At 53.0% G+C, this 25643-nt stretch carries 22 protein-coding genes and 2 tRNA genes; 3 read left to right on the top strand and 21 right to left on the bottom strand.

Features of this window, described 5'->3' with window-relative positions:
• Position 1: 1 nt before the first annotated feature.
• The 9 genes from rimP to HMPREF1487_RS28370 form a co-directional block, all read right to left on the bottom strand.
• The gene (rimP, locus tag HMPREF1487_RS11445) at positions 2-460 is read right to left on the bottom strand and encodes a ribosome maturation factor RimP (protein ID WP_010796808.1); all 459 of its coding nucleotides are present in this window, start codon (positions 458-460) and stop codon (positions 2-4) included.
• 128 nt (positions 461-588) lie between these two features.
• Positions 589-665, bottom strand: a tRNA-Met gene (locus tag HMPREF1487_RS11440).
• An 84-nt stretch (positions 666-749) separates the two neighbouring features.
• A tRNA-Leu gene (locus HMPREF1487_RS11435) sits at positions 750-835 on the bottom strand.
• A 12-nt stretch (positions 836-847) separates the two neighbouring features.
• Positions 848-1234 (bottom strand): preprotein translocase subunit SecG, encoded by a 387-nt coding sequence (gene secG / locus HMPREF1487_RS11430; RefSeq protein ID WP_010796807.1) that lies wholly within the window; start codon positions 1232-1234, stop codon positions 848-850.
• Positions 1234-1992, bottom strand: a complete 759-nt coding sequence (gene tpiA / locus HMPREF1487_RS11425) for a triose-phosphate isomerase (RefSeq protein ID WP_010796806.1) — start codon at positions 1990-1992, stop codon at positions 1234-1236. Before tpiA ends, secG begins: the two co-directional genes overlap by 1 nt.
• 66 nt (positions 1993-2058) lie before the next feature.
• Positions 2059-3396: a phosphoglucosamine mutase gene (gene glmM / locus HMPREF1487_RS11420; protein WP_010796805.1), complete on the bottom strand. Its 1338-nt coding sequence runs from the start codon at positions 3394-3396 to the stop codon at positions 2059-2061.
• A 15-nt stretch (positions 3397-3411) separates the two neighbouring features.
• Entirely contained in the window at positions 3412-4260 is an 849-nt protein-coding gene (folP, locus tag HMPREF1487_RS11415) for a dihydropteroate synthase (RefSeq protein ID WP_037030717.1), read from the bottom strand.
• 7 nt (positions 4261-4267) lie between these two features.
• Positions 4268-6178 carry an ATP-dependent zinc metalloprotease FtsH gene (ftsH, locus tag HMPREF1487_RS11410; RefSeq protein ID WP_019366086.1) on the bottom strand — a complete coding sequence of 637 codons (1911 nt, stop codon included), beginning with the start codon at positions 6176-6178 and terminating at the stop codon, positions 4268-4270.
• A 78-nt stretch (positions 6179-6256) separates the two neighbouring features.
• On the bottom strand, positions 6257-6562 hold the full coding sequence (locus HMPREF1487_RS28370) for an SAM-dependent methyltransferase (RefSeq protein WP_112297952.1): 306 nt from the start codon (positions 6560-6562) through the stop codon (positions 6257-6259).
• A 267-nt stretch (positions 6563-6829) separates the two neighbouring features.
• On the opposite strand from HMPREF1487_RS28370, the gene yhbY reads away from it, so the two are divergent.
• Complete coding sequence (gene yhbY, locus HMPREF1487_RS11405) at positions 6830-7141, top strand: ribosome assembly RNA-binding protein YhbY (RefSeq protein WP_010796801.1); 312 nt, start codon at positions 6830-6832, stop codon at positions 7139-7141.
• Positions 7142-7320: 179 nt separating this feature from the next.
• Here yhbY and greA read toward each other — a convergent pair whose 3' ends face one another.
• From greA to grpE, 8 genes are all read right to left on the bottom strand, one after another.
• A complete protein-coding gene (greA, locus tag HMPREF1487_RS11400; RefSeq protein ID WP_010796800.1) occupies positions 7321-7797 on the bottom strand; it encodes a transcription elongation factor GreA in 477 nt (158 codons plus the stop codon).
• The gene (gene carB, locus HMPREF1487_RS11395; protein WP_010796799.1) at positions 7794-11015 is read right to left on the bottom strand and encodes a carbamoyl-phosphate synthase large subunit; all 3222 of its coding nucleotides are present in this window, start codon (positions 11013-11015) and stop codon (positions 7794-7796) included. The genes greA and carB overlap by 4 nt, the downstream gene beginning before the upstream one ends.
• Before the next feature lie 19 nt (positions 11016-11034).
• The gene (gene leuE / locus HMPREF1487_RS11390) at positions 11035-11694 is read right to left on the bottom strand and encodes a leucine efflux protein LeuE (protein WP_010796798.1); all 660 of its coding nucleotides are present in this window, start codon (positions 11692-11694) and stop codon (positions 11035-11037) included.
• A 3-nt stretch (positions 11695-11697) separates the two neighbouring features.
• A complete protein-coding gene (gene carA, locus HMPREF1487_RS11385) occupies positions 11698-12834 on the bottom strand; it encodes a glutamine-hydrolyzing carbamoyl-phosphate synthase small subunit (RefSeq protein WP_010796797.1) in 1137 nt (378 codons plus the stop codon).
• A gap of 255 nt (positions 12835-13089) precedes the next feature.
• Entirely contained in the window at positions 13090-13896 is an 807-nt protein-coding gene (gene dapB, locus HMPREF1487_RS11380) for a 4-hydroxy-tetrahydrodipicolinate reductase (RefSeq protein ID WP_010796796.1), read from the bottom strand.
• Between the two features lie 60 nt (positions 13897-13956).
• Positions 13957-15087 carry a molecular chaperone DnaJ gene (gene dnaJ / locus HMPREF1487_RS11375; RefSeq protein ID WP_010796795.1) on the bottom strand — a complete coding sequence of 377 codons (1131 nt, stop codon included), beginning with the start codon at positions 15085-15087 and terminating at the stop codon, positions 13957-13959.
• Positions 15088-15203: 116 nt separating this feature from the next.
• On the bottom strand, positions 15204-17129 hold the full coding sequence (gene dnaK / locus HMPREF1487_RS11370; RefSeq protein ID WP_010796794.1) for a molecular chaperone DnaK: 1926 nt from the start codon (positions 17127-17129) through the stop codon (positions 15204-15206).
• A gap of 91 nt (positions 17130-17220) precedes the next feature.
• Positions 17221-17790 (bottom strand): nucleotide exchange factor GrpE, encoded by a 570-nt coding sequence (grpE, locus tag HMPREF1487_RS11365; RefSeq protein WP_010796793.1) that lies wholly within the window; start codon positions 17788-17790, stop codon positions 17221-17223.
• Positions 17791-17984: 194 nt separating this feature from the next.
• Between grpE and recN the strand changes: the two genes are divergently transcribed.
• The gene (recN, locus tag HMPREF1487_RS11360) at positions 17985-19652 is read left to right on the top strand and encodes a DNA repair protein RecN (RefSeq protein ID WP_010796792.1); all 1668 of its coding nucleotides are present in this window, start codon (positions 17985-17987) and stop codon (positions 19650-19652) included.
• A gap of 61 nt (positions 19653-19713) precedes the next feature.
• Here the strand turns inward: recN and fur are convergent, their stop codons facing one another.
• Entirely contained in the window at positions 19714-20118 is a 405-nt protein-coding gene (fur, locus tag HMPREF1487_RS11355; RefSeq protein WP_010796791.1) for a ferric iron uptake transcriptional regulator, read from the bottom strand.
• Positions 20119-20210: 92 nt separating this feature from the next.
• Here fur and HMPREF1487_RS26775 point away from each other — a divergent pair, with 92 nt between their 5' ends.
• Positions 20211-20759, top strand: a complete 549-nt coding sequence (locus HMPREF1487_RS26775; protein ID WP_010796790.1) for an outer membrane protein assembly factor BamE — start codon at positions 20211-20213, stop codon at positions 20757-20759.
• 65 nt (positions 20760-20824) lie between these two features.
• Here the strand turns inward: HMPREF1487_RS26775 and HMPREF1487_RS11345 are convergent, their stop codons facing one another.
• The 3 genes from HMPREF1487_RS11345 to yccS all read right to left on the bottom strand — a co-directional run bounded on the left by HMPREF1487_RS11345 (position 20825) and on the right by yccS (position 24972).
• Entirely contained in the window at positions 20825-21760 is a 936-nt protein-coding gene (locus HMPREF1487_RS11345; protein ID WP_010796789.1) for an NAD-dependent epimerase/dehydratase family protein, read from the bottom strand.
• Positions 21753-22652, bottom strand: coding sequence for a sugar nucleotide-binding protein (locus HMPREF1487_RS11340; protein WP_010796788.1), 900 nt, complete (start codon positions 22650-22652; stop codon positions 21753-21755). The genes HMPREF1487_RS11345 and HMPREF1487_RS11340 overlap by 8 nt, the downstream gene beginning before the upstream one ends.
• A gap of 106 nt (positions 22653-22758) precedes the next feature.
• Positions 22759-24972 (bottom strand): YccS family putative transporter, encoded by a 2214-nt coding sequence (yccS, locus tag HMPREF1487_RS11335; protein ID WP_010796787.1) that lies wholly within the window; start codon positions 24970-24972, stop codon positions 22759-22761.
• Positions 24973-25643 lie beyond the last annotated feature (671 nt).

Raw genomic sequence — 25643 nt, 5'->3', positions numbered from 1 at the left:
CTTATTCAAATCGGGGAATGACATTAGCCTTATCGATCATCTCGACGGGAAGCAGATATTCATGGTCATCAACCTGAACCACGACATCCTGTTCTTCCACACCGCGCAAAAGGCCTTGAAAATTGCGGCGGCCTTCATAAGGCGAACGAAGCCTTATTTTTACTTGCTCACCGACAAAAGCGTTGAATTGCTCAAGAGTGAATAAAGGTCTATCCATACCTGGAGATGAAACCTCCAAGGTGTATTCGCCCGGAATAGGATCTTCTACGTCTAAAATCCCGCTAACTTGACGACTGACTTTTTCACAGTCCTCAACCAGAATTCCGTTTGAATGATCGATATAGACCCTTAGCAGAGAATGCCGGCCCTGGGAAATGTACTCGATGCCCCAGCATTCATAGCCAAGCGCTTCGATGACGGGGGCCAGCATGGCTTGCAACTGTTCTAGCTTGCTCGACACCTGGTTGCCTCACGCATGCTGTGCAAATAAAAAATGGGCGATAACGCCCATCCCTTGTGGTCGCTGCAAGAACGCACGACCTGATTGTTCAGCTAACAAAAAGCCCCTATAAAGGGGCCTTTGTTGACTGGTTGCGGGGGCAGGATTTGAACCTACGACCTTCGGGTTATGAGCCCGACGAGCTACCAGACTGCTCCACCCCGCGTCAAAGCTGGAGCGAAAGTATAAGAAAGAGTCTCTTTCAGGTCAATCTACTTACGCTCACGACACTATTTTCAGTGTCTAAATATGGTGCCGAAGATGGGACTCGAACCCATACAGCCGTTGGCCACTACCCCCTCAAGATAGCGTGTCTACCAATTCCACCACTTCGGCAAAAACTTCTTACTATTTCTGATTTCCCGGAACATCACCTTCTGAGGATGCCGAAGGTTTCTGCTGTGGCATGGGAACATCATCATTTGCCGCAGGCTTCTGAACTTCAGGCGCCTGCTGCATGGCTGCAGGCTTAGGAAGCCCCACTTCCTGCAACGCGTTGGCTTTTTCCTTAGCGAAATAAGCCAAACCTAAACTAGTAGCAAAAAAAACCGCCGCCAGTATAGCAGTAAAACGACTCAAAAAGGTAGCAGAACCTTGGCTTCCAAAAACAGTACCCGAAGCACCTGCACCAAAAGAAGCACCAGCGTCCGCACCTTTACCCTGCTGAAGAAGAACTAGGACAACCAGTCCCAGCGCCATTAGCAGATGCACGACAACAACTAGAGTTTCTAACATCATTTACTTCCAGCAGCGTGATAAATCACGCCAAATTCATTCGCATTTAGGGAGGCTCCACCTACAAGCCCACCATCGATATCAGGCATACCGAACAATTCGGCAGCATTACCGCCCTTTACACTTCCACCGTATAGCAGCCGAACTTTATCAGCCACAACATTGCTATAAGAGCGGATAAACTGTCGCAGTTCCTGATGCACCGCCTGAGCTTCATCAGGAGTTGCTGTCAATCCTGTACCTATCGCCCATACAGGCTCATAGGCTACAACCGCAGACTCAAAAGCCTCGATACCCAGCACATCTATTACAGATTTGAGCTGCCCTTTAACAACGTCAAAGGTCTTACCAGCTTCTCGCTGCTCTCGAGTCTCACCAACACAAAGGACCGGCACTATACCCATCTTTTGGGCTGAAGCAAACTTTTTTGCAACTGTATCGTCATCTTCTAGCAAGATCAAACGACGCTCGGAATGCCCTACAAGGACATATCCACAGCCCACATCACGCAACTGAGAAGCTGCTATCTCACCAGTGAGCGCACCTTGCTCAGGCTGCACGGCACAATCTTGCGCGCCGAGGCCTATACTACTATCCGCAAGGCCTACCTCTACCCGATCAATAAACAGAAATGGCGGAAACACTACCATCTCAACTTCATCAGACAAGGCGAGCTTACTCAACCCTTCTATCAGCTCGGCTACATCTGCACGTGTTCCGTGCATTTTCCAGTTACCAGCGACCAAAGGCTTGCGCATGCTAATGCCTCAGTGAGCGAAGTGGGCGCAGATATTATCTAAGTTTTTTTGCTTTGACAAGCCAAATCAAGCACATACCTCACTTACCAGCTTAGCCAAGGCTTCTGCATGCTTGTGAACCTGGCGTTCGTCGCTGCCTTCAACCATTACTCGAACAAGCGGTTCTGTTCCCGACTTACGCAGTAAAACACGCCCTTTACCCGCCATTTGCTCGGTCACTTCTGTACATGCTTTTTGTACGTCAGGATGCGCCAAGGGATCTACGTCTCCGGAGTAGCGCACATTGATAAGCACTTGAGGATACTTTTTGAGGCCCTTACGCGCCTCTGCCAATGTTTGCCCAGCGCGCCTCAATGCCATCAAAACCTGCAAAGCGGAAATAATGGCATCGCCCGTTGTGGTGTACTGGCAACATACAATGTGACCAGAACTCTCGCCACCTAGCGTCCATTTCTTGGACAAGAGCTCAGCCATGACATAGCGGTCGCCGACCTTGGCCCTGGCAAATGGAATTCCCAACTCAGCCAGACCAAGCTCCAACCCCAGATTGCTCATCTGAGTACCCACGACCCCACCATCAAGGCGATTGCGGCCCTTGAGATCCTTCGCAATCAGGAACAAGAGCTCGTCCCCATCAACGATTGCGCCTGTATGATCAACCATCAACACACGATCACCATCGCCATCAAAGGCAATACCAAGGTCAGCATGCTGATCCCGCACAGCCTTCTGCAGCTCGCCTAAATGAGTAGAGCCGCAATTTTTGTTGATATTGAGACCATCTGGCTGAGCACCGATAACACTAACCTGAGCACCCAGCTCACGGAAGACACTTGGGGCAATCTTGTAAGTCGCACCGTGAGCACAGTCGACTACGATCCGCATACCAGCAAAACTGGTACCCGCTGGCACACTACTTTTGCAGAACTCTATATAGCGCCCTGCGGCATCATTGATACGAGACACTTTACCGATGCGAGCAGACTCCACAACAGTCATCGGCTGATCCAGTAACTCCTCAATCATCAGCTCTACCTCATCAGGCAACTTAGTGCCCAACCCGGAAAAGAACTTGATCCCGTTATCGTAGAACGGGTTATGGGAGGCACTGATAACAATGCCGGCATTAGCCTGGAATGTACGTGTAAGATAAGCGATACCTGGCGTTGGCATCGGCCCTAAAAGCATGACATCTGCGCCAGCGGCTGAAAGGCCGGCCTCAAGTGCAGATTCGAACATATAACCAGAGTTACGCGTATCCTTACCTACTAAGACACGACAGATACCCTGACTACGAAACGCAATGCCCGCAGCCCATCCCAACTTCAACATAAAGTCAGGCGTAATGGGATACTCACCTACGCGACCACGAATTCCATCTGTTCCAAAATACTTTCTAGCCATTGCTATCGCCTTGCCTTAAGCCTGCTCTACCGCAGCAATCATTTTTATAACATCAACCGTCTGCTCTACATCATGCACCCGGATAATACTGGCTCCCTTGGCAACCGCGAGTGCAGCTAAAGCGAGACTGCCATATAAACGCTCTTCGACAGGTTTGGTCAGGACCGCCCCGATCATGCTCTTACGTGAAACGCCTACTAACAGCGGCAACGCTAGCTCAAACAACTCTGGCATACGCTTGAACAGAACAAGGTTATGCTCAAGCGTTTTGGCAAACCCGAAGCCAGGATCAAGAATAAGTTGGTCGCGACGAATCCCTTCATTTTCACAAGCAGCAACCCGCTCACTCAAGAAGGCAATCACATCGGTAACCACATCCTCATAATGAGGGTTTTGCTGCATTGTCCCAGGCTCACCCTGCATATGCATCAGACAGACAGGTAAGCCTGCTGCAGCGGCAGCCTCAAGCGCACCGGGACGCTTCAAGGCACGCACGTCATTAATCAGTCCCGCCCCCACCTTTGCACTCTCAAGCATCACCTGAGGTGAAGAGGTATCAACCGAAATGATAACGTCCAATTCTTTAGATATAGCTTCAACTACAGGCACTACCCGACTGAGCTCTTCGTCCTCTGAAACAGCAGGAGCTCCAGGCCTTGTTGACTCGCCGCCAATATCAACAAGGGTGGCACCTGCCGATACCAAAGCACGTGCATGAAACAGCGCGCTATCCAAGGTATTGAACCGGCCGCCATCAGAAAAGGAATCAGGGGTGACATTGAGGATCCCCATGACATGGGGATGTGATAAATCAAGAACCCGACTGCCGCAAAGCAGTCGGGTTTGGATTGAAACAGGAATCATGGAGAAATTAGTGCTCGCCTGCCGGTCCACCTATTGGTGTTTCGGGACGACTATCTCCTTGAGTAGCATTGGTGCCGGTAGGACCTGAACCGTCCTGCCAATCACGCGGCTCCCTCGGTACACGACCTGCCATGATGTCGTCGATCTGATCAGCATCAATCGTCTCGTACTTCATCAGAGCGTCAGACATCATTTCCAGCTTGTCTCGATTCTCATCCAACAGACGCTTGGCTGTGTTGTAACAGTCATTGATGATTCGCCGGATTTCAGAGTCGATCTCTTTGGCTGTCTCACCTGACATGCTGCCGCTACCACCACCCGAACCACGACCCAGGAAGCTTTCACTTTCTTCCTCACCGTAGAGTAGCGGGCCGAGCTTTTCAGACAAGCCCCACTTGGTGACCATATTGCGAGCCAACTGAGTAGCGCGCATGATGTCATTCGAAGCGCCAGTAGTGACACCTTCGAAGCCAAGCGTCATCTCCTCAGCGATTCGTCCTCCAAACAGCGAGCAGATCTGACTCTCCAACGCCCGTTTGGACAGACTGTAACGATCCTCCTCAGGCAGGAACATGGTTACACCTAAAGCGCGTCCACGAGGAATAATCGAGACCTTGTAGACAGGGTCATGCTCAGGCACCAGGCGACCTACGATAGCGTGCCCCGCCTCGTGATAAGCAGTGTTGCGCTTCTCCTTCTCGGACATGACCATTGTCTTGCGCTCTGCGCCCATCATGATCTTGTCTTTGGCCAACTCGAATTCACGCATATCTACGGTGCGCTTATTGGAACGCGCTGCAAATAGAGAGGCTTCGTTTACCAGATTGGCAAGGTCAGCGCCCGAAAACCCCGGGGTGCCACGCGCAATAACAGCGGCATCCACACGATCTCCCATTGGAACTTTCCGCATGTGAACCTTAAGGATTTGCTCACGACCACGAATATCTGGAAGACCTACTACGACCTGACGATCGAAGCGACCCGGGCGTAGTAAAGCAGGGTCAAGTACATCAGGACGGTTGGTAGCAGCTATGACGATAATACCGTCATTCATTTCGAAGCCGTCCATCTCAACCAGCAATTGGTTCAGGGTCTGCTCACGCTCATCATGACCACCGCCCATACCCGCTCCACGGTGGCGGCCAACCGCATCGATCTCGTCGATAAAAATAATGCAGGGCGCATGTTTTTTCGCCTGATCAAACATGTCACGAACGCGGCTAGCACCAACGCCCACGAACATTTCAACGAAGTCGGAACCTGAAATAGTGAAAAAAGGTACCTTGGCCTCACCGGCAACAGCCTTTGCCAACAGGGTCTTGCCTGTACCGGGCGGACCTACCATCAGCACACCACGAGGAATACGTCCACCCAGACGCTGAAACTTACCGGGGTCACGCAGAAACTCTACCAGCTCGGTAACTTCTTCTTTCGCCTCATCACAGCCAGCAACGTCTGCAAACGTTGTTCGCACCTGATCTTCAGATAGTAGTCGTGCCTTGCTCTTGCCGAAGCTCATGGGGCCGCCGCGTCCACCTGCGCCGCCTTGCATCTGCCTCATAAAGAACATGAACACGGCAATGATCACCAGAATCGGGAAGCTCGCTACAAGTAGCTGCGTCCAGATGCTCTGCTGTTCAGGCATTTTGCCTTCAATGACCACATTATTGTTGACCAGATCACCAATCAGACCGTTGTCCTGAATAGCAGGCCGAACCGTCTTGAACGTATCGCCGCCACGATGTTTTCCCGTGATGACGTAACCGTCGACAGTCACACGCTCAACCTGACCGTCCTTCACTTGCTGAATGAAGTCAGAATAATTGAGCGTTTGCGGCTCATTGGGACTGGAGAAATTGTTCATCACCGTGACCAGTACGGCTGCGATGATGAGCCATAGAATCAGATTCTTTGCCATATCGTTCAATTGACTACCCTCTGAGCCGGCTTCGCTTGGAACCGTTCGTATCGAAACCGGCTATTGGCCGGTAAGTTACTACACAACGCTGACGCTGAGCAGCGGCCGTCTGTAACCCTTTATGAGATCCGTCGCTCTTCTCACTTTAGCTGAGACTTTCAGAAGAGTCTGCCGTTGCATCTGACTGCGCGTTACCTTTAGGCCTCGCACCAGCAAATACTGCTCATGCAGACGATCTTGTGACGCAGAAGACGTGCGCATAACAACCTTGTCGAAGTTCTCCCGCTCCAGCTTCAGGTAACTGCCAAACCCCTCGTCTTGAAATATTTTGATTAAGAATTCACCAGCCGGACGCAGTAGACACTGCGCAGGATCAGGCGCCAGCTTACAAAATACTTAGCTTGCAGCTGACTTACTGTACTCAAACCCCACATATTGGGGCCCTATCAGAAATAACAAGGTCTTCGGAAGCTCCACTAGTCGCCTCGCCAATTCGTTCAAAACTTTATGTTGCGCGAAAACACTCTGAACAATGTTACCTGAGCAAAAACACGCTGCTTTTCTGATCGAGCCACGCGTACTTTATCCTGTCCTTCTGGGCTATACCTAGCCGCTAGGGTACAATAGATACCTTTTCTCTGGGGTTTAATTATGGCTCTCAATCAAGAGCAGAAAAAGCAATTCAAATCTATCGGACACCATTTAAAGCCTGTATTGATAGTAGGTGAAAATGGTCTTACTGAAGGTGTACTGGCTGAGCTTGAGCGGGCACTCAACGATCATGAACTCATCAAGGTCAAGTTCAATTTAAGTGAGCGCGAAGATCGGCGAACCCTAATGGAAGAACTTTGCCAGTCCGCCAAATGCGACCTGATTCAGACCATTGGCAAAATGGCACTTATCTATCGCAAGGCTCAGCCGCAGAACCGTTCGCTTTCAAACGTAGTCCGCCACAGCCTGTAATGCCCGGGACGAATCAGGCATACAGATAATTGCATTCTGTCTGATGGGAAGAGAAAGCAGGCCCACCTTGGGCAGACCTCTCACCTTAATGCTTGTTCGGCAAGTCATCTTTTGACAACCTGCCTACCCGCCTCCAATCGCTACCTCAAGGGAAGCGATTGGACAGCTGGCTACCTACATCAGATATGACGCACTTCGACGATTTCGTATTCAACATCGCCGCCCGGGGTCTTAACGATCACCGCGTCGCCCTCTTGCTTGCCGATTAATGCGCGAGCAATTGGAGAACTAACTGAGATCTTGCCAGACTTTATATCTGCCTCGTCGTCACCAACGATCTGATACGTCACCGACTCGTCCGTATCAACATTTATGATCTCAACGGTTGTACCAAAAATCACCTTGCCCGAGCGCGGAATCGTTGTGATATCGATTACCTGGGCATTGGATAAACGCCCTTCGATATCACGAATACGCGCCTCGACCATGCCCTGCTGCTCGCGAGCCGCATGATATTCCGCATTTTCTTTCAAATCACCCAGCTCGCGCGCCTCGGCAATCGCCTGTGTAATTTGGGGACGAAGCTCCGTCTTGAGATGCTTGAGCTCTTCCTCCAGGGCGCGAGCGCCCTGGATTGTCATAGGATATTTGTTCATGCCTTGATTCCTGCATGTAAATCTTGAAGCCGGCGCACAGTCTTTTCTGCACCAAACTTCAAAGCTTCACAAATCGCTTGGCCGCCTGCAAGCGTTGTCGTGCAGCAGATCTTGTGTTGAAGCGCATTCCGGCGAATTGAGTAGGAGTCAGCAATAGACTGACGACCTTCGGTTGTATTGATCACCAATGTAATTTCATCATTTTTGATCATGTCGACAACGTGTGGGCGACCTTCAGTCACCTTGTTAACACGGCGAACCGGCAGGCCAGCTTCCTCAATGACACGGGCCGTACCAGCTGTAGCAACAACCTCAAAGCCCAGCTCAACCAGCTCTTTAGCCACTTCAGCGACAAAAGGCTTATCGTCATCCCGAACACTGATAAAGGCACAACCACTATTAGGAAGAATCTCACTCGCACCCAACTGGGCTTTCGAGAATGCCTCGGCGAAGCTGTCGCCTACGCCCATGACCTCTCCGGTAGATTTCATTTCTGGGCCGAGAAGCGGATCGACGCCAGGGAATTTGGCGAAGGGGAACACTGCCTCCTTAACACTGTAATAAGGCGGAATGATCTCCTTGGTAAACCCGATCTCTTCCAGGGTTTTACCCGCCATTACACGTGCCGCTACCTTGGCCAGTGACTCGCCAATGCACTTGGAAACGAATGGCACTGTACGGGAGGCACGCGGGTTTACTTCCAGCACATAAACATCGTTCCCCTGAAGGGCCAACTGCACGTTCATCAGTCCGACCACGCCAAGCTCCAGCGCCATTTTCCGGATCTGCTCACGCATTTCATCCTGTATGTGTGCCGGCAGGGAGTACGGAGGCAATGAGCACGCCGAATCACCCGAGTGGATACCCGCCTGCTCGATGTGCTGCATGATAGCGCCAATGACTACGTCCTTGCCGTCACATACTGCATCCACGTCTACTTCTATCGCGCAGTTCAGGAAGTGATCCAGCAACACAGGGCTATCATTGGACACCTGCACCGCTTCGCGCATGTAGCGCTTGAGCTCTTCTTCTTCGTAAACGATTTCCATGGCACGGCCACCCAACACATATGAAGGGCGAACCACCAACGGATAACCGATACGCTTGGCACCAGCAATCGCTTCTTCTTCGCTGCGAGCAGTAGCATTCGGCGGCTGGCGCAGATTCAAACGCTCGATCATCTGCTGGAAGCGCTCACGATCCTCAGCACGATCGATTGCATCGGGACTGGTACCGATAATCGGAACCCCGGCCTCCTCCAGCGCGCGAGCCAGCTTCAACGGTGTCTGGCCACCGAACTGAACGATTACACCCTTAGGCTGCTCGACACGCACGATTTCCAACACGTCCTCAAGCGTAACCGGCTCAAAATACAGGCGGTCAGACGTGTCGTAATCCGTCGACACGGTTTCGGGGTTGCAGTTGATCATGATGGTTTCGTAACCATCTTCACGCATAGCCAGAGCCGCATGAACACAGCAGTAGTCGAACTCGATACCTTGTCCGATACGGTTGGGGCCACCCCCAATCACCATGATCTTGTCACGGCTGGATGGGTTGGCCTCACACTCCTCCTCATACGTGGAGTACATGTACGCAGTGTCGGTCGCGAACTCTGCGGCGCAGGTATCGACACGCTTGTAGACCGGGAGCACTTCCAGCTTGTAGCGATGGCGACGCAGGCTTTTTTCCGTCACACCGAGCAGCTTGGCCAGACGTGCGTCCGAGAAGCCCTTGCGCTTGAGCTTCCACATGAGATTACGATCGACATCCGCCAACCCCAGGGTTTTGACCTTTTCTTCATCCTTGATCAGGTCCTCGATCTGCACCAGGAACCACGGATCGATCTTGGTCAGCTCAAACACACGCTCAACGCTCAGACCACGTCGGAACGCATCTCCGACGTACCAGATACGCTCTGCGCCAGGCACTGTAAGTTCGCGCTTGAGAATGCTATCGGCTTCAGGATCTTCTGGATTGAGCTTGGGATCAAATCCATTTACGCCAACCTCCAGGCCACGCAATGCTTTTTGGACCGATTCCTGGAAGGTACGACCGATCGCCATTACCTCACCCACTGACTTCATCTGGGTAGTCAGGCGAGCATCAGCCTTAGGGAATTTCTCAAAGGCAAAGCGCGGTATCTTGGTTACGACATAATCGATAGCCGGCTCGAACGATGCCGGGGTGCGCCCACCGGTAATGTCGTTCTGCAGCTCGTCCAGCGTGTAGCCAACTGCGAGTTTGGCTGCAATTTTGGCAATCGGGAAACCTGTGGCCTTGGATGCCAGCGCTGAAGAGCGGCTGACACGCGGGTTCATCTCGATGACAACCATGCGACCTGTATCAGGGCAGATACCGAACTGCACGTTGGAGCCACCGGTTTCTACACCAATTTCACGCAGCACCGCCAGGGAGGCGTTACGCATGATCTGGTATTCCTTATCGGTTAGCGTCTGCGCAGGCGCAACGGTGATGGAGTCGCCCGTATGCACCCCCATAGGATCGAAGTTTTCGATGGAGCAGACGATGATGCAGTTGTCCTTTTTGTCGCGGACAACTTCCATTTCGTATTCTTTCCAACCGATCAGAGACTCATCGATCAAAAGCTCGTTGGTTGGTGAAAGGTCCAGACCGCGAGAGCAAATCTCTTCGAATTCTTCACGGTTATAGGCAATACCGCCACCACTGCCACCCATAGTGAAGGATGGGCGGATGATACAAGGGAAACCAACCTGCTCCAGCACGCCGTACGCCTCTTCCATGCTGTGGGCAATACCCGAGCGCGGACAGGCCAGGCCGATGGCACGCATGGCCTTGTCGAAACGGGAGCGGTCCTCTGCCTTATCAATCGTATCAGCATTGGCACCGATCATTTCGACGCCAAACTTTTCCAGGACGCCATGACGCTCAAGGTCCAGCGCACAGTTCAACGCTGTCTGGCCACCCATGGTAGGCAGCAGCGCGTCAGGGCGCTCTTTCTCAATGATTTTAGCTACCGTCGCCCACTTGATAGGCTCGATGTAGGTCGCATCAGCCATGGATGGGTCAGTCATAATGGTGGCCGGATTGGAGTTCACCAGAATGACGCGGAAACCTTCTTCTTTCAGGGCCTTACAGGCCTGTGCACCGGAGTAATCGAATTCGCAGGCCTGGCCGATAACGATAGGGCCGGCACCGAGGATCAGGATGCTCTTTATGTCTGTACGCTTGGGCATGGGATTCTCGTTGCAGTAATCAAGTCAGAGTTGCGGTCGCCAGCTTCACACCAAAGCCAACGAATAATGCGCCTACACCAGTATTGGCACTGGCGGCGAGCCGCTGCCGCTGGCGGAACCAGGCCGCCAAACGCACACCGGTAAAAATCAGAAAACTGAGGTATATCGCGCTAATCACTTCAAGAATCAGCCCGAGCACCCCGAATGCCAACCCTGGATGAGCGTACCCGGGATCGACAAACTGTATGAAGAAAGACACAAAGAACAAAATGGCCTTTGGATTCGACAAACTCAATAGAAGTGCCTTTCTAAAAGGCTTGTCGATGCCCTCTTCTTGAGTCTGCTGCTCAATGGGCGACAGGGGATAACGCCACTGACGCCAAGCGCCACGTAATATTCCTACACCTAGATACAGTAGATAAGCTGCGCCCAGGTACTTGAGTCCCATGAAAAACAGGGGCTCGGCTTTCAGGAGTGAGGCTACTCCCAACGCGGATAGCGTCATAAGCAACGCATCCCCAAAGAAGACGCCAAAGGCAGCACGATAACCGGCTGCCACGCCTCTTCTTGCAGAGGACGCCAGCACAAAGAGGGAGTTGGGACCGGGCAGCAATACGACGAAAATCACACCCGCTATATATGTCCAAAGGTCAGTGATACCCAACTCCGACCAGGCCATTTATTAACGCCGCCCCGCCATGGCATTGATGAAGCGATCAAACAGTGGCGCCACATCATGCGGCCCCGGACTTGCTTCCGGATGACCCTGGAAGCTGAACGCGACCTTATCAGTACGCTCGATGCCCTGGAGGGTACCGTCGAACAGCGACTTGTGAGTTGCACGAACGTTGCCCGGCAATGTCGCTTCATCTACAGCAAAACCGTGGTTTTGACTGGTGATCATCACAACACCCGTATCGAGGTCCTGCACCGGGTGGTTTGCACCATGGTGCCCGTTAGGCATTTTCACTGTACGCGCACCAGAGGCCAACGCTAAAAGCTGATGCCCCAAACAGATACCGAAAACGGGAATGTCTGTTTCGAGCACTTCCTGAATAGCCCGGATTGCATAATCACAAGGCTCAGGATCTCCCGGACCATTGGCTAGGAATATACCATCAGGATTTAACGCCAAGGCTTCGCTAGCTGGGGTTTGCGCGGGCAGAACAGTAATTCGGCAGCCGCGAGCAACCAACATCCTGAGGATGTTGTATTTGACACCGTAGTCAAACGCAACCACATGGTAAGGCAACTGGTCAGCCGGAATCTCTGGAGCACTATCTGTCTCCAGCCCCCAAACAGAGCGGCGCCATTCGTAGGACTGCTTGACGCTCACCTCTTTGGCAAGATCCATTCCCTTGAGGCCTGGGAACGCACGGGCTGCTTCAAGCGCCTGCGCCTCAGTGATGTTATCACCCGCAAGAATGCAGCCGTTTTGAGCGCCCTTTTCACGCAGAATCCGGGTCAGCTTGCGGGTATCAATTCCAGCAATGGCTACGGTCTGATTGGTACGAAGATAGTCAGGAAGTGACTGCTTGTTACGCCAGTTGCTGGCTACCAGGGGAAGATCACGAATAATCAGGCCGGAGGCCCATACCTGATTGGCCTCACCGTCTTCAGGTGTCGTACCGGTGTTGCCAATATGAGGATAAGTAAGGGTTACGAGTTGCTTGGCATAGGAAGGATCGGTGAGGATTTCCTGATAGCCGGTCATAGCGGTATTAAACACCACCTCACCGACTGTAAGACCGTCGGCACCGATGGATTCTCCGTGGAAAATCGTGCCATCGGCAAGTGCGAGAATGGCTGGCTTAGTCAAGAGACCTCCCAAAATCTAGTCTGAAGAGGCAAACGCAGGCTGTAAAAAAGCGGGATGTGGTATGAACCGCATCCCGCTTTTTTATTAGATTATGCCGCGCTGGCTTTAGTGGACACACTAAAGCTGCATTATACGGAAATTACTTGAGCAAATCCACACTTATTGATGCAACTCATCGGCTTAGATGCTAAAACGAAACTAGATAATCTAAAGCACCTCTAAGCGCACCTCATAAGTGCCTAGCGAAAAGATAATTTAACGCAGCCCTAAAACATCCTGCATGTCGTAAAGGCCAGGCTCTTTCCCCTCCAGCCACAGCGCTGCGCGGACCGCACCCTTTGCAAAGGTCATGCGACTTGACGCCTTGTGGGTAATCTCGACTCGCTCACCCTCGGCAGCAAACAATACCGTATGGTCTCCAACCACATCGCCCGCCCGGACAGTAGCAAAACCAATCGTCTTGCGGTCACGTGCTCCGGTTTGACCTTCACGACCGTATACAGCCACCTCATTCAGATCTCGGCCCAAGGCCTGCGCAACGACTTCGCCCATACGCAACGCTGTACCGGAAGGAGCATCAACTTTATGCCGGTGGTGAGCCTCAATGACTTCAATGTCAACTTCATCTCCAAGCACACGAGCAGCCGTGTCAAGAAGCTTCAAACACAGGTTGACGCCTACACTGAAATTGGCTGCAAACACGATCGGAACCTGTTTACTCGCCTCCATGAGCATAAGTTTCTGCTCTGCAGTAAAGCCGGTGGTCCCAATGACCATGGCTTTGCCTGCCTGACGGCAATAAGTCAGATTCTGTAGCGTTACGGTTGGATGAGTAAAATCAATCAGCACATCGAACTCATCGGCAACCCGCGCCAGATCGCCAGATAAAGGCACACCGATACGACCAATGCCAGCCAACTCACCGGCATCCGCTCCAACCAAGGTACTGTCAGGACGATCCACCGCTGCCGTCAGTCCCGCCGCGCCACTGGTTTGCTGCACGGCTTCAACCAGCGTCTTACCCATGCGCCCGGCGGCGCCCATTACTGCTATACGTCGCATTGTTATGCTCCATGCCGCTAGCAACAGGCCGACACGCCGCCAGGCCTGTGCCCGCCTAGCTTATAGATCGTCGAAAAACCGCTTCATACCATCGAACCACCCACTGGCACGCGGCGAGTGCGAGCTATTGCCTTGAAGTGTATTACGGAACTCTTCGAGCAGCTCACGCTGGCGCTTGTCCAGATTAACAGGCGTCTCGACCACCACACGGCACATCAGATCACCCGCACCCCCCCCGCGCACAGGCACAACACCCTTACCGCGCAAGCGGAACATTTTGCCTGTCTGGGTGGCTTCTGGAATCTTGAGCTTCACGCGGCCGTCGAGCGTTGGCACCTCTAGTTCGCCTCCCAGCGCCGCATCGGCAAAGCTGATCGGCACTTCACAATAGAGATGCTTACCGTCACGTTGGAAGATGGCATGCTCACGAACGTTCACAACCACGTATAGATCGCCGGCCGGGCCACCCATTGTTCCCGCCTCGCCCTCGCCAGAAAGGCGGATGCGGTCACCGGTATCAACACCTGCCGGAACCTTGACCGACAGCGTCTTCTGCTCTTCGATACGCCCCTGACCATGACAGGTCTGGCATGGCTCAGGAATGATCTTGCCAGTGCCATGACACCGCGGACAGGTCTGTTGAACCGAAAAGAAGCCTTGCTGCATGCGAACCTGACCAATACCACCACAGGTCGTACAGGTAGTTGGCGACGTGCCGGGCTTTGCACCGCTGCCATCACAGGTCTTACACCCGACCAGTGTTGGGACACGGATCGTGACATTAGTGCCACGTACAGCCTCTTCAAGGTCTAGATCCAGCGTATAACGCAGGTCTGCGCCACGCTGCGGACCACCACGTCCGCCTCCACGAGCGTTACCAAAGAAATCACTAAACACATCGCCAAATATGTCGGAGAAGCTGGCGCCTGCTGCTCCGGCGCCGAAGCCACCAGCCCCCATGCTGGGATCAACCCCTGCATGCCCATATTGGTCGTATGCAGAGCGCTTACCCGCATCAGACAGCACTTCATAGGCCTCATTGGCCTCTTTGAATTTTTCCTCAGCGGCCTTATCGCCCGGATTACGGTCCGGGTGATATTTCATCGCAAGGCGCCTGTAAGCCTTTTTCAGGTCAGCATCACTAGCGCCACGCTCGACACCAAGAATCTCGTAATAATCACGCTTGGCCATAAGTTTCCTGCACCTTCATTTTTCAACCCTCCAGACACGCCAACGCGGGAGGCAGGCTCCCGCGCAGCGGATCAGGCAGGTCAAGTGACCTGCCGGGGCTCAAGCAAGCGCGAGGCTTACTTATTGTCCTTGACCTCTTCGAACTCGGCATCCACAACGTCATCGCCGGCAGGCTTGTCGCTGTTGGTATCTGCCTTGGCTGCGCCTTCTGCATTTGGAGCAGGCTGCTCAGCATACATCTTCTGAGCCAACGGAGCAGAAGCCTGAGACAAAGCGTTCATCTTGGCCTCGATGGCCTCTTTGTCATCACCCTTCACCGCTGCTTCAAGCTCACCAAGCGCTTTTTCGATGGCCGCTTTTTCGTCAGCGCTCGCCTTGTCACCCGCTTCGGTAAGCATCTTGCGCGTGCCGTGCGCCAGCGCATCGCCCTGGTTACGTGCAGTTACCAGCTCTTCGAACTTACGGTCCTCATCAGCATTGGCCTCGGCATCACGAACCATCTGCTGGATCTCTTCTTCGGAAAGACCAGAAGACGCCTTGATGACAATGGACTGCTGCTTACCAGTGGCCTTGTCCTTGGCAGACACATGCAGAATGCCGTTGGCATCAATATCGAATGTGACCTCGATCTGCGGTACGCCGCGGGGTGCTGGCGGAATCTCAGCCAGGTCAAACTTACCCAGGGACTTGTTCTGTGCAGCCTGCTTACGCTCACCCTGCAGCACATGAATAGTCACAGCGCTCTGGTTATCATCTGCCGTCGAGAACACCTGCGACTTTTTGGTTGGAATCGTAGTGTTTTTCTCGATCAGCGGAGTCATCACGCCGCCCATGGTTTCGATGCCCAGCGTCAGCGGACTTACGTCCAGCAGCAGAACATCTTTAACGTCACCTGCCAGTACGGCACCCTGAATCGCAGCGCCGATAGCTACCGCTTCGTCAGGATTGACATCTTTACGTGCTTCTTTGCCAAAGAACTCAGCTACACGCTTCTGAACCAGAGGCATACGCGTCTGACCACCAACCAGGATCACCTCATCGATGCTGGACACATCGATACCGGCATCCTTCAGTGCCGTACGGCAGGGCTCGATGGTGCGCTCGACCAAGTCCTCAACCAGCGACTCCAACTTGGCACGGGAGATCTTCACGTTCAGGTGCTTGGGACCTGTTGCGTCTGCGGTAATGTACGGCAGGTTCACATCAGTCTGTTGAGCAGAAGAAAGCTCGATCTTGGCTTTCTCAGCAGCTTCTTTCAGACGCTGCATAGCTAGCGGATCGCCCTTGAGGTTGATGCCGCTTTCTTTTTTGAATTCGTCTACCAGATAGTCGATCAGACGAATATCGAAGTCTTCACCACCCAGGAAGGTATCACCATTGGTCGCCAGTACCTCGAACTGGTGTTCCCCATCCACTTCCGCGATTTCAATCACGGACACGTCGAAGGTACCGCCACCCAGATCGTACACGATAACGGTGTGGTCGCCCTTGGCCTTGTCCAGGCCATACGCCAGCGCAGCAGCCGTCGGCTCGTTGATGATTCGCTTAACATCCAAGCCTGCGATACGACCGGCATCCTTGGTAGCCTGACGCTGGCTATCATTGAAGTAGGCCGGAACGGTAATTACCGCTTCGCTTACTGTCTCGCCCAGGTAATCCTCGGCGGTTTTCTTCATCTTCTTCAGCACTTCGGCAGAAATCTGCGGAGGAGCCATCTTCTGGCCCTTCACTTCTACCCACGCATCACCATTGTCTGCCTTGACGATGCTGTAGGGCACCATCTGGATATCTTTCTGTACCACATTCTCTTCGAAGCGGCGGCCGATCAGACGCTTGACGGCGTACAGCGTGTTTTGCGGGTTAGTCACCGCCTGACGCTTAGCAGGCTGACCTACCAGTGTTTCGCCATCGTTGGTGTAGGCAATAATGGACGGCGTGGTGCGAGCGCCTTCAGCGTTCTCAAGCACCTTTACATTGCCGTTTTCGAGGATGGCCACGCAGGAGTTGGTCGTCCCCAGGTCGATACCAATGATCTTACCCATGTTCACTCTCCAGAAATCTTGATTCCGTGCGATCCGTCTGCGGATCTTTTTTGCTCGGTTGTTTCACCAAATGGGGATCGAGCAGATTATTTCAAGCCTTTTCGTTAATTGTCGGCTGCTGACTCGAAGGCGCCTTGCTGACAACCACCATGGCCGGACGCAACAGGCGTCCATTGATGGAATAGCCCTTCTGGAAAACTTTCAGCACACTGCCCGGCTCGACATTGGCACTTTCCTCCATTGCCATAGCCTGGTGATGCTCTGGATTAAAGGGCGCACCATGCGGATCAATAACCTCTACCTGGTAACGCTTGAGCGTGTCCTGGAAAACCTTGAGCGTCAGCTCCATGCCTTCACGCATAGGGCGCAGCGCCTCGTTGTTGGCATCCGACATCTCAAGACCACGCTCAAGGCTATCGATCACAGCCAATAGGTCGCCCGCGAACTTTTCCAAGGCAAACTTGTGCGCTTTCTCGACATCCTGCTCAGCGCGGCGACGGACGTTCTGCAACTCAGCTGCGCTACGCAGCATCTGATCTTGTGCAGCCGCTAGCTGCTCTTCCAATGACGCTACGCGAGCAGCCAGGTCATCTCCCTGAGAAGCCTGGGCGTCTTGATTGGTTTCAGGCTTTTGAATATCTGGATTTTGTTCGTCAGCCATGTCGTCCTCCTGTCGAATCAGTTGGCAGGCGAGGCACCATATAAAGCGCTGCAAAGCCTGCGGTTCTGCCCGCTATATGGGGCCGGCATTTAAAGCTTCAAGGGTTGAGCTTATTGCCAGAACGAAAAGAAAAACTGTATAAATGAACACCACTGAATAAATAACCAGATCAACAGATTTCGGAGCCCACCCACATGCTGGTGCATCTGTCCGTCCGTAATTACGCGATTGTTGAACATCTCGATCTTGAACTTGAGCGTGGCATGACAGTGATTACCGGCGAAACGGGCGCCGGCAAATCGATCATGCTCGATGCGCTCGGCCTTACCATGGGCGACAGGGCAGATAGCGGCGTAGTACGCCCTGGCGCTGACAAGGCGGACATCCTGGCCACCTTTGATCTGAAACGCATCCCCGAGGCGCAAAGCTGGCTGGCCGAGCGAGACCTTGATAATGATGGGTTGTGTATTTTGCGTCGTGTTATTACAGCCGAAGGTCGCTCGCGGGCCTACATCAACGGGTCGCCCTGCCCTCAAGGGGACCTTAAAGCATTGGGCAGCCTGCTCATCGACATCCATAGCCAGCATGAACATCAGTCTCTGCTGAAAACGGATACCCATCGCCGCTTGCTGGATGAATTTGCCGAGGCAAAAGAGCTGGCACGCCAGGTACAGCTGGCTTCACAGCGGTGGCGCCAGACCAAGCAAACCCTTGAGCGACTGTCGAGTAGCAGTGAAGAACAACGAGCTCGCTATCAGTTGCTGAGTTACCAGCTTGAAGAGCTGGCAAATCTCGCTTTGAGCGAAGGGGAAATCGAAGCACTTGAACAGGAGCAGAAGACACTAGCCAGCGCAGAGCAGCTTCTTGTTGCCTGTCGTCAGGTCATCGACCTATGCAGTGAGGGTGAAGGCGGCAACGTCCTGTCGGCCCTGAACACAAGCACTCACCGCCTGGGCGGATTCAGTCATGCGCCCAAACCGCTGGAGGAAGCGACAAACCTAATTGGTTCGGCGCAGATACAGATCGAAGAAGCCGTGTCCGAACTCAACCGCTTTATCGATAACTTCGAGGCCGATCCAGAGCGCCAACAGGTAGTACAGGAGCGCCTGGATGCCATCTACACCATGGCGCGTAAACATCGCGTACAGCCCGAAGAACTTGTTCACTTGCAGACACAGCTTCAGAGTGAGCTCGAGTCGCTTAATGCTGATGATGCAGCGGTTGAGCGCCTCCAGGAAGAGCTGGCAGCGTATGCACGTCATTATCAAGAAAAGGCCAATGAACTGAGCGAACGGCGACAAACCCGTGCGCCCGAGTTGGCGGCAGCCGTAGAGACAGAGATGCAGCGCCTCGGCATGCCTGGTGGTCGTTTCTCTATTACGCTACAGCCTGAACCCTCAGACGACCTGCAACCTTACGGTCAAGAAACGGTGGAGTTTCGCGTAAGCGCAAACCCTGGTCAGCCGTTGAAAACTCTGGCTAAGGTAGCGTCAGGAGGCGAGCTGTCTCGTATCAGCTTGGCCATTCAGGTCATCACAGCCCAGACGTCACGCGTCCCTACGCTTGTATTCGACGAAGTGGATGTAGGGATCGGCGGGCCTACCGCTGAAATTGTAGGTCAATTGCTACGACGCCTCGGCGAAGATGGACAGGTTTTAACCGTTACTCACCTGCCACAAGTAGCGGCTCAGGGACATCACCACCTCTTTGTTCACAAGGAGCGTGGCGTCAGTGAAACACGGACGGCGGTTGCGATACTCGACAAACAGCGCCGCATTGAGGAAGTGGCCCGCATGCTAGGGGGCATCGACCTGACGCGCGAATCCCTTGCGCATGCCAAAAAGATGGTTACAGCGAAATAACAGCGTTAAGACGAAACAAAAACAGCGGCAAAGGCCGCTGTTTTTTATTGCGCAGCAAGGCTTATTTTCTTTTTTTGACGTACAGCACAAGATTGTGATCGACCAGCTCATAGCCGTGCTCTTCAACAATCTCACGCTGACGCTTTTCGATTGAGGCATCTGTGAACTCGATGACCTCGCCTGAGTCTACACACACCATGTGATCGTGATGTCCCGTATCTGCCAGCTCAAACACAGCATGGCCACCATCGAAATTGTGGCGATCCACCAGTCCAGCGGCTTCAAACTGGGTCAATACACGATAAACAGTAGCGAGCCCGACATCCTCGCCGGCCTCCATTAACGCCTTGTATACATCTTCAGCACTCATATGGCGCTGACCGGCGGAATCCAGCATTTGCAGGATCTTGACCCTTGGAAGAGTCACTTTTAGCCCGGCTTTACGGAGCTCGTTATTTTCAACCATGTTCTTTCTCGGCTTCGAACGCTTCGCAGCACTTCGGAATGCAGGTATGATCAGAGTTCATTGCCTAGCAAGATAGTGGAAGTCTTCCCCCGATGCAAAACCTCAAGCTAACGCTGACCGGGCTTACCTTTCTGAGCCTCGCCACGCTCGCCGGATGTTCTTTTCCGGGGGTCTACAAAATTGATATCCAGCAGGGCAACGTTGTCACGCAGGACATGATAGACCAGCTTCGCCCAGGAATGACCCGACGACAAGTAAGGTTTATCATGGGGAGCCCCCTGATTACCGATACTTTTCACGCTAATCGCTGGGATTACCTCTATAGCATGCAGCCGGGTGGCGGTCAGCGCCAGCAGGAGCGTGTGAGCCTGGTTTTCGATGACAGCGATCATCTTGTAGGCCTCGCCGGCGACTTCAAACCGGGTGTTACCCGGGAGCAGGAAATCATGGGCACAGACGGTCAAACCGCTGCTCCAGAGACTTCCAGCCCAGCGGACCAGCCCGCTCAACAACAACCTCAGCAGCCGGTTGATCAACCGCCAGCACCTGGCTCAGTTGAAGAGCAGATCCAGCAGGAAATCGATAGAACACAGTCGACTCCAGTCCCTACGCCAGCCCCCATTGATACACAGAACGAATAGATTCCATTATCTATTTCAAATAAAAAAGCCCCGGTTGACGGGGCTTTTTTATAGGGGCGCCATGGTTAGCTGTCTGTCTTTAACAACAGGCTCAGCCCCTCACGCATAGACGTAACGTGATCAAAAGTGAAATATGCCTTGAGACGCGAGTTATCTGCTTTTGAATGACGGATATCACCTGCGCGTGTTGCTGCATGTGTGATCTTGGGAAGACCGCCTACTAAGTCGCCAACTTCCTGTAACAATTGATTCAGGCTAACGACTTGGCCGTGTCCTACATTGACAGCCCCAACCACGGGTTCAGCCCTTTCAAGGCCTTGGACAATAAGCCCTACCAGATCGCCCACATATACAAAATCGCGGGTCTGCTCGCCATCGCCGTAAACGGTTATTGGCTCTCCCTGACGTGCTCGATTTGTAAAGATACTGATGACCCCCGAGTATGGTGAAGACGGATCCTGCCGAGGGCCATATATATTGAAGAATCGGAAGACGACCGGCTCCAGAGCGTGCTCACGGCGGTAGAAATCAAAGTAATACTCGCCAGCCAGCTTATCAGCTGCATAGGGCGTAAGCGGCGCCTTGGGCGTTTCCTCGGCAATGGCCTGCCCTTCTCCGTTCGGCCCATATACCGCAGCACTTGAAGCAAAAACCACACGGCGAACATGATGCTTGCGCATGGCTTCGCAGACATTCAACGTGCCTATAAAATTGCTCTGATGTGTACTAACTGGGTTGTCTACCGACGCCTGAACCGAGGCGACAGCTGCCAAATGCACAACAGCACAGCAACCTGTCATCGCTTGGTGGACCGTATCGGTATCGGCCACGTCCCCTTGAATGATTTCCAACCAAGCATTATCTGCTGGGAGATTGTCCCGTTTACCGGTAGAGAAATCGTCCAGTACCCGGACACGTTTGCCTTTGGCTAGTAGCACATCAACCAGATGAGAACCGATGAACCCGGCTCCGCCCGTTATGAGAATTGGTTGCTCAGTCATGGCGACTTCCTGTTTGCCGATAATAACGGTCCAGCAAAGCGGACATTCCGCTACGCCAGTTACGCGGCTTGACGCCAAACGTGTTCAAAATCTTTCTGCAAGCTAACACTGCATTTTGCGGCTCTTCAGAAGCATCAAGAGTCGCGCCATGAGCTCTTGGCTCAAGGTTCGGCTCTGGCATCCCGTGCAGAGTCAGGGCCTCGGCAATAATCGCCTGTCCCAGCGTCAATTGAGTAACAGCCTCAATACCGCCGTAATGATAGGTCCCCCACAGAGGAGCACTGCAATCCAGTTGCTTGATGACGGCTAGGATAACCCGCCCGGCGTCATCGACAGGGGTTGGGCTTCCACGACGGTCATCAGCAAGCGGCATCAATTGCCCTACCTCAGCCCGCGACAGGAAACGGTCCAGTTCACCTTGCGGGCTTTCATCCAGAAGCCATCCCAATCGCAACAGAACATGCTGGGGGCACAAGGCACGTACTGTTTGCTCTATAGTCAATAGCGCCTGTCCGCGCACACCAAGAGGATTGGGCTCATCTTTCTCGCTATACGCACTCGCTCTACTCCCATCGAAAACACGGTAGCTGGAGGGCTGTATCAAGGCAATTGAGTAATGTTGGCAGAGTTCAGCCAGCCGCTCGATAGCGCTGGCCTGCCGAGAGAGCTGGTCATCATCGACGTGCTCGGCCTGAAACCAGTCGAAATAATAGGCCAGGTTGATAATTACATCGGGACGGGTGTCATCAAGCAACTGAGTCAGGTGGCTGGCGTTCCAGCCCTGCGCTGGCGGACGAGGTGCAAGAAAGTGAATATCTTCTTCAGCACCCAGACGGATCAGCGCCTGACCCAGGGCATTACCGCCGCCCAACAGCATGAGGCGCATGCGCATGGAGTTCGGGTATCTTCCAAAATCTAATCATAAATGGCGTGCCTGAAAACAGGCACGCCGACAGTGTCATCATTGTGCAGCATAGCGGAAGCTTTCGTCATCCGCGTCAGGATGGGACAGCCTCAACGGTTGTCTCATCTTCGGTATTTTCTTTTGGCGCACGTAGCACATAGGCCGCTGCGCTCTTGAGGTTGGGTAGCAGACGGCTGATCAAGGCCAATTGGGTCAGTACCAGACGATGCCCATCGTCAAGATCATCCGGAAACTGTTCCAGCTCATCAGCCAAGGCATTTTCTTCTTCTGCCGTAGGCACCAGAGAACGCCGCTCATTGAGCGCTTGGGCTATTTCAAGCAGCCCTGCGCTCAAGCGTTCCATGGCTTTTTCAATCAGGACATCTACGGGATGCTCAGCCAGCTGTATACGGTGAGCCCCTAATGCTGAGAGATAACCCAACAAGGTATTGGATAACGCCAGAAAGCGAAACCCTGCCTCTAAATTGCGGCGAAAATGCCCAGGCTCTCGCAACATGTTAGCCAGTGCTGCCGATAACGTCGCGTCTGCGTTGTGTACGTTACGCCGCGCCACCCGGTAGTTCAGATCATCCCGCTTGCCGTGGCGATACTGGTCGATAACGCTACGCAGGTAGTTATTGCTGGTCAGCAGTGTGTTGGCCATCACCTGATGCAAGCGTCTTCCCTGCCAGTCGGGCAAGATAAAGAAGACAGCCAATACTGCAATTAGGCAACCGATAAGGGTATCGATCAGACGCGGCCAGATCAGGCCGAAACCATCGCCCACCTGGTTGAAGCAGAACAGCACCATGACCGTGATAGCCGCTGTGGCGATGGTATATCGATCGGTCCGGGTCACGAAAAAGACCGTACCTGCGATAACCGCCAACGACAGCTGAGCCTCGGTACTGCCAAAAAGCTGCAGCAAGGCATTTCCCAACAATAGACCTATGACGGTACCCACTATTCGCTGAACCAGGCGCACCCGTGTAGCGCCATAATTTGGACGGCATACGAAAACAGTCGTGAGCAATATCCAATAGCCGTAGTTCGGGTGAATCAGATGCAAGATGCCATAGCCGGCAGCCAGAGCAATAGCCATTCTCAGCCCATGGCGAAACAGAAGCGATGTTGGCGTAAGTTGCAGCCGTATGCGTTGCAACATGTCCTTGAGGGAGCGCGGCGTTGGATCAAGCAGGCTGGTATCCAACTCTCCTATATTGACATCAGGCTGGCTGGCATTGGAAAGCTGGCGCTCCAGAGTCGTCAGATTGGTGGATAACGAATCCAGAGAACGTAACAGCCCACGCCAACGGGGGTTGTTCTGCTGTTTGAGGTGTTCGATCGATGCGTGCAGATCAGCCATAGCCTGATGACTCTGCTGGCCATACTCAAAGGGCTGACGCAATCGAGTAGCCTCACCTAGCAAGGCACAAGCCTTTGCCTGCAGACTCAGCAAGCGCTGGCAACGAAACAGCACATCGCTATGGAAAAACGCCTCGGTCAATGCGCTATAAGGATAATGGGAAGAGCTGGCCCGCTCGTGAATATCCTGAGCCATGAAATAGAGCTTGAAATAGAACCCCGAACGTACGCCTGGTCTACCTGAGCGGCCAAAGCGAATCAGAATAGTGGCCTTGGCCTTGTTCAGTGCATCGACAACACGCCCATTCTGCTGCGCCAGTTTCAAACGGCGCTCATGGAGATCTACCTGACGCACCGGCTCAAGCAGATCAGCCTTGTAGCGTAGAAAGAGACCCAGTTCATAATACAAAGCTGCTAGGTGCTGCCGCACCGGCTGATGCGCAAACAAGGCACACCATAACACCGATAGAAAGCCGTACCACGTGGCACCCGCCAACAAAAGCGCGGGCTCATGCCAGATCGGCACCTCGCCTCCAAGCCGCTGATCCACACCGATCATTCCGTAGATGGACAAGATCACTGTTGCTTGGGCTATTGAGCCATACCTCTCGCCAAGCGCGCCCAGCAACGTCAACAAGAATGTAGCCAGCGCCAGCCCGCAGACAAAGATCCAAGGATAGGGGAACAGTATCTCCACAGAAAATGCAGCGATGGCAAAGCAGACCAGCGTTACCAGCAGGGACTTCAATCGTCCCAGCCAATTGTCATCGGTCTCGGCCAGGGCACTGGCAATAATTCCGAGAAAGACAGGAGAAATGGAGCGTAGATCCCCTAGATACCAGCATACGGCCATAGCCCCTGTCAGGGCGACAAACACACGAACACTGTAGCTGGCCTTATCATGGGCCCACAAATGACGCAGAGGTTTGCCGAATAAAGTCATAGTGAGGCTTCGTTAGCTCCGTTGTGCCTCTTCAGCGAGGCTGTTACCAATAGACGCTGGGCAAAGAGGAAAAGACATCCTACAGATGAAAGTGTTTTTATTGTTTCCAGGCCAATCCACCAATACAAGGACAAGCAGCCTTAAAGATCGGCTCGAACAGGAATAACTGAAACACACGTCTTGAGCGGTAAAAATAAAAAAGCCCAACTCTTTCAAGTCGGGCTTTTCGTTCAGAACCAGCTCAATACGTATCAGAACGGTTGTACATACCACAGATCATTTTAATTAGCCGTAACTTATTGATTTTTAATAAATAAAAAAACAAAAAAAGAAATTCTGTAAGGTTTTTTGTAAAATCACCAACCTAAAGGAGCCAGAATCTTTACATTTCTTGCCCTATAGGGCCGGCCGAGCATTAAAATGCTTGGAGGGAAAACCTCTTGCCTATGCTGATTTAGGTCAGCCACCTACCCGCTGTACAAAGCAGAGACTCCAGCATGCTCCTCATTGAAGATGCCGTATACAACGACGCCGACTGCCAATCACCGTTCCTGATAGTGAGTCCTTGAGATGGGAAGTAAATTACTATTATTGAACGGTAGGCAGCAGTGATGAAGTCGCCCATGGTTTCGTAGGTATTGCTCTATAGATAGGTTGAGCGACGTCTAAGC

Origin of the sequence: Pseudomonas sp. HPB0071 (assembly GCF_000478505.2) — a bacterium.
Classification (GTDB): domain Bacteria; phylum Pseudomonadota; class Gammaproteobacteria; order Pseudomonadales; family Pseudomonadaceae; genus Chryseomonas; species Chryseomonas luteola.
This window is presented reverse-complemented; position numbering and strand designations above follow the sequence as displayed.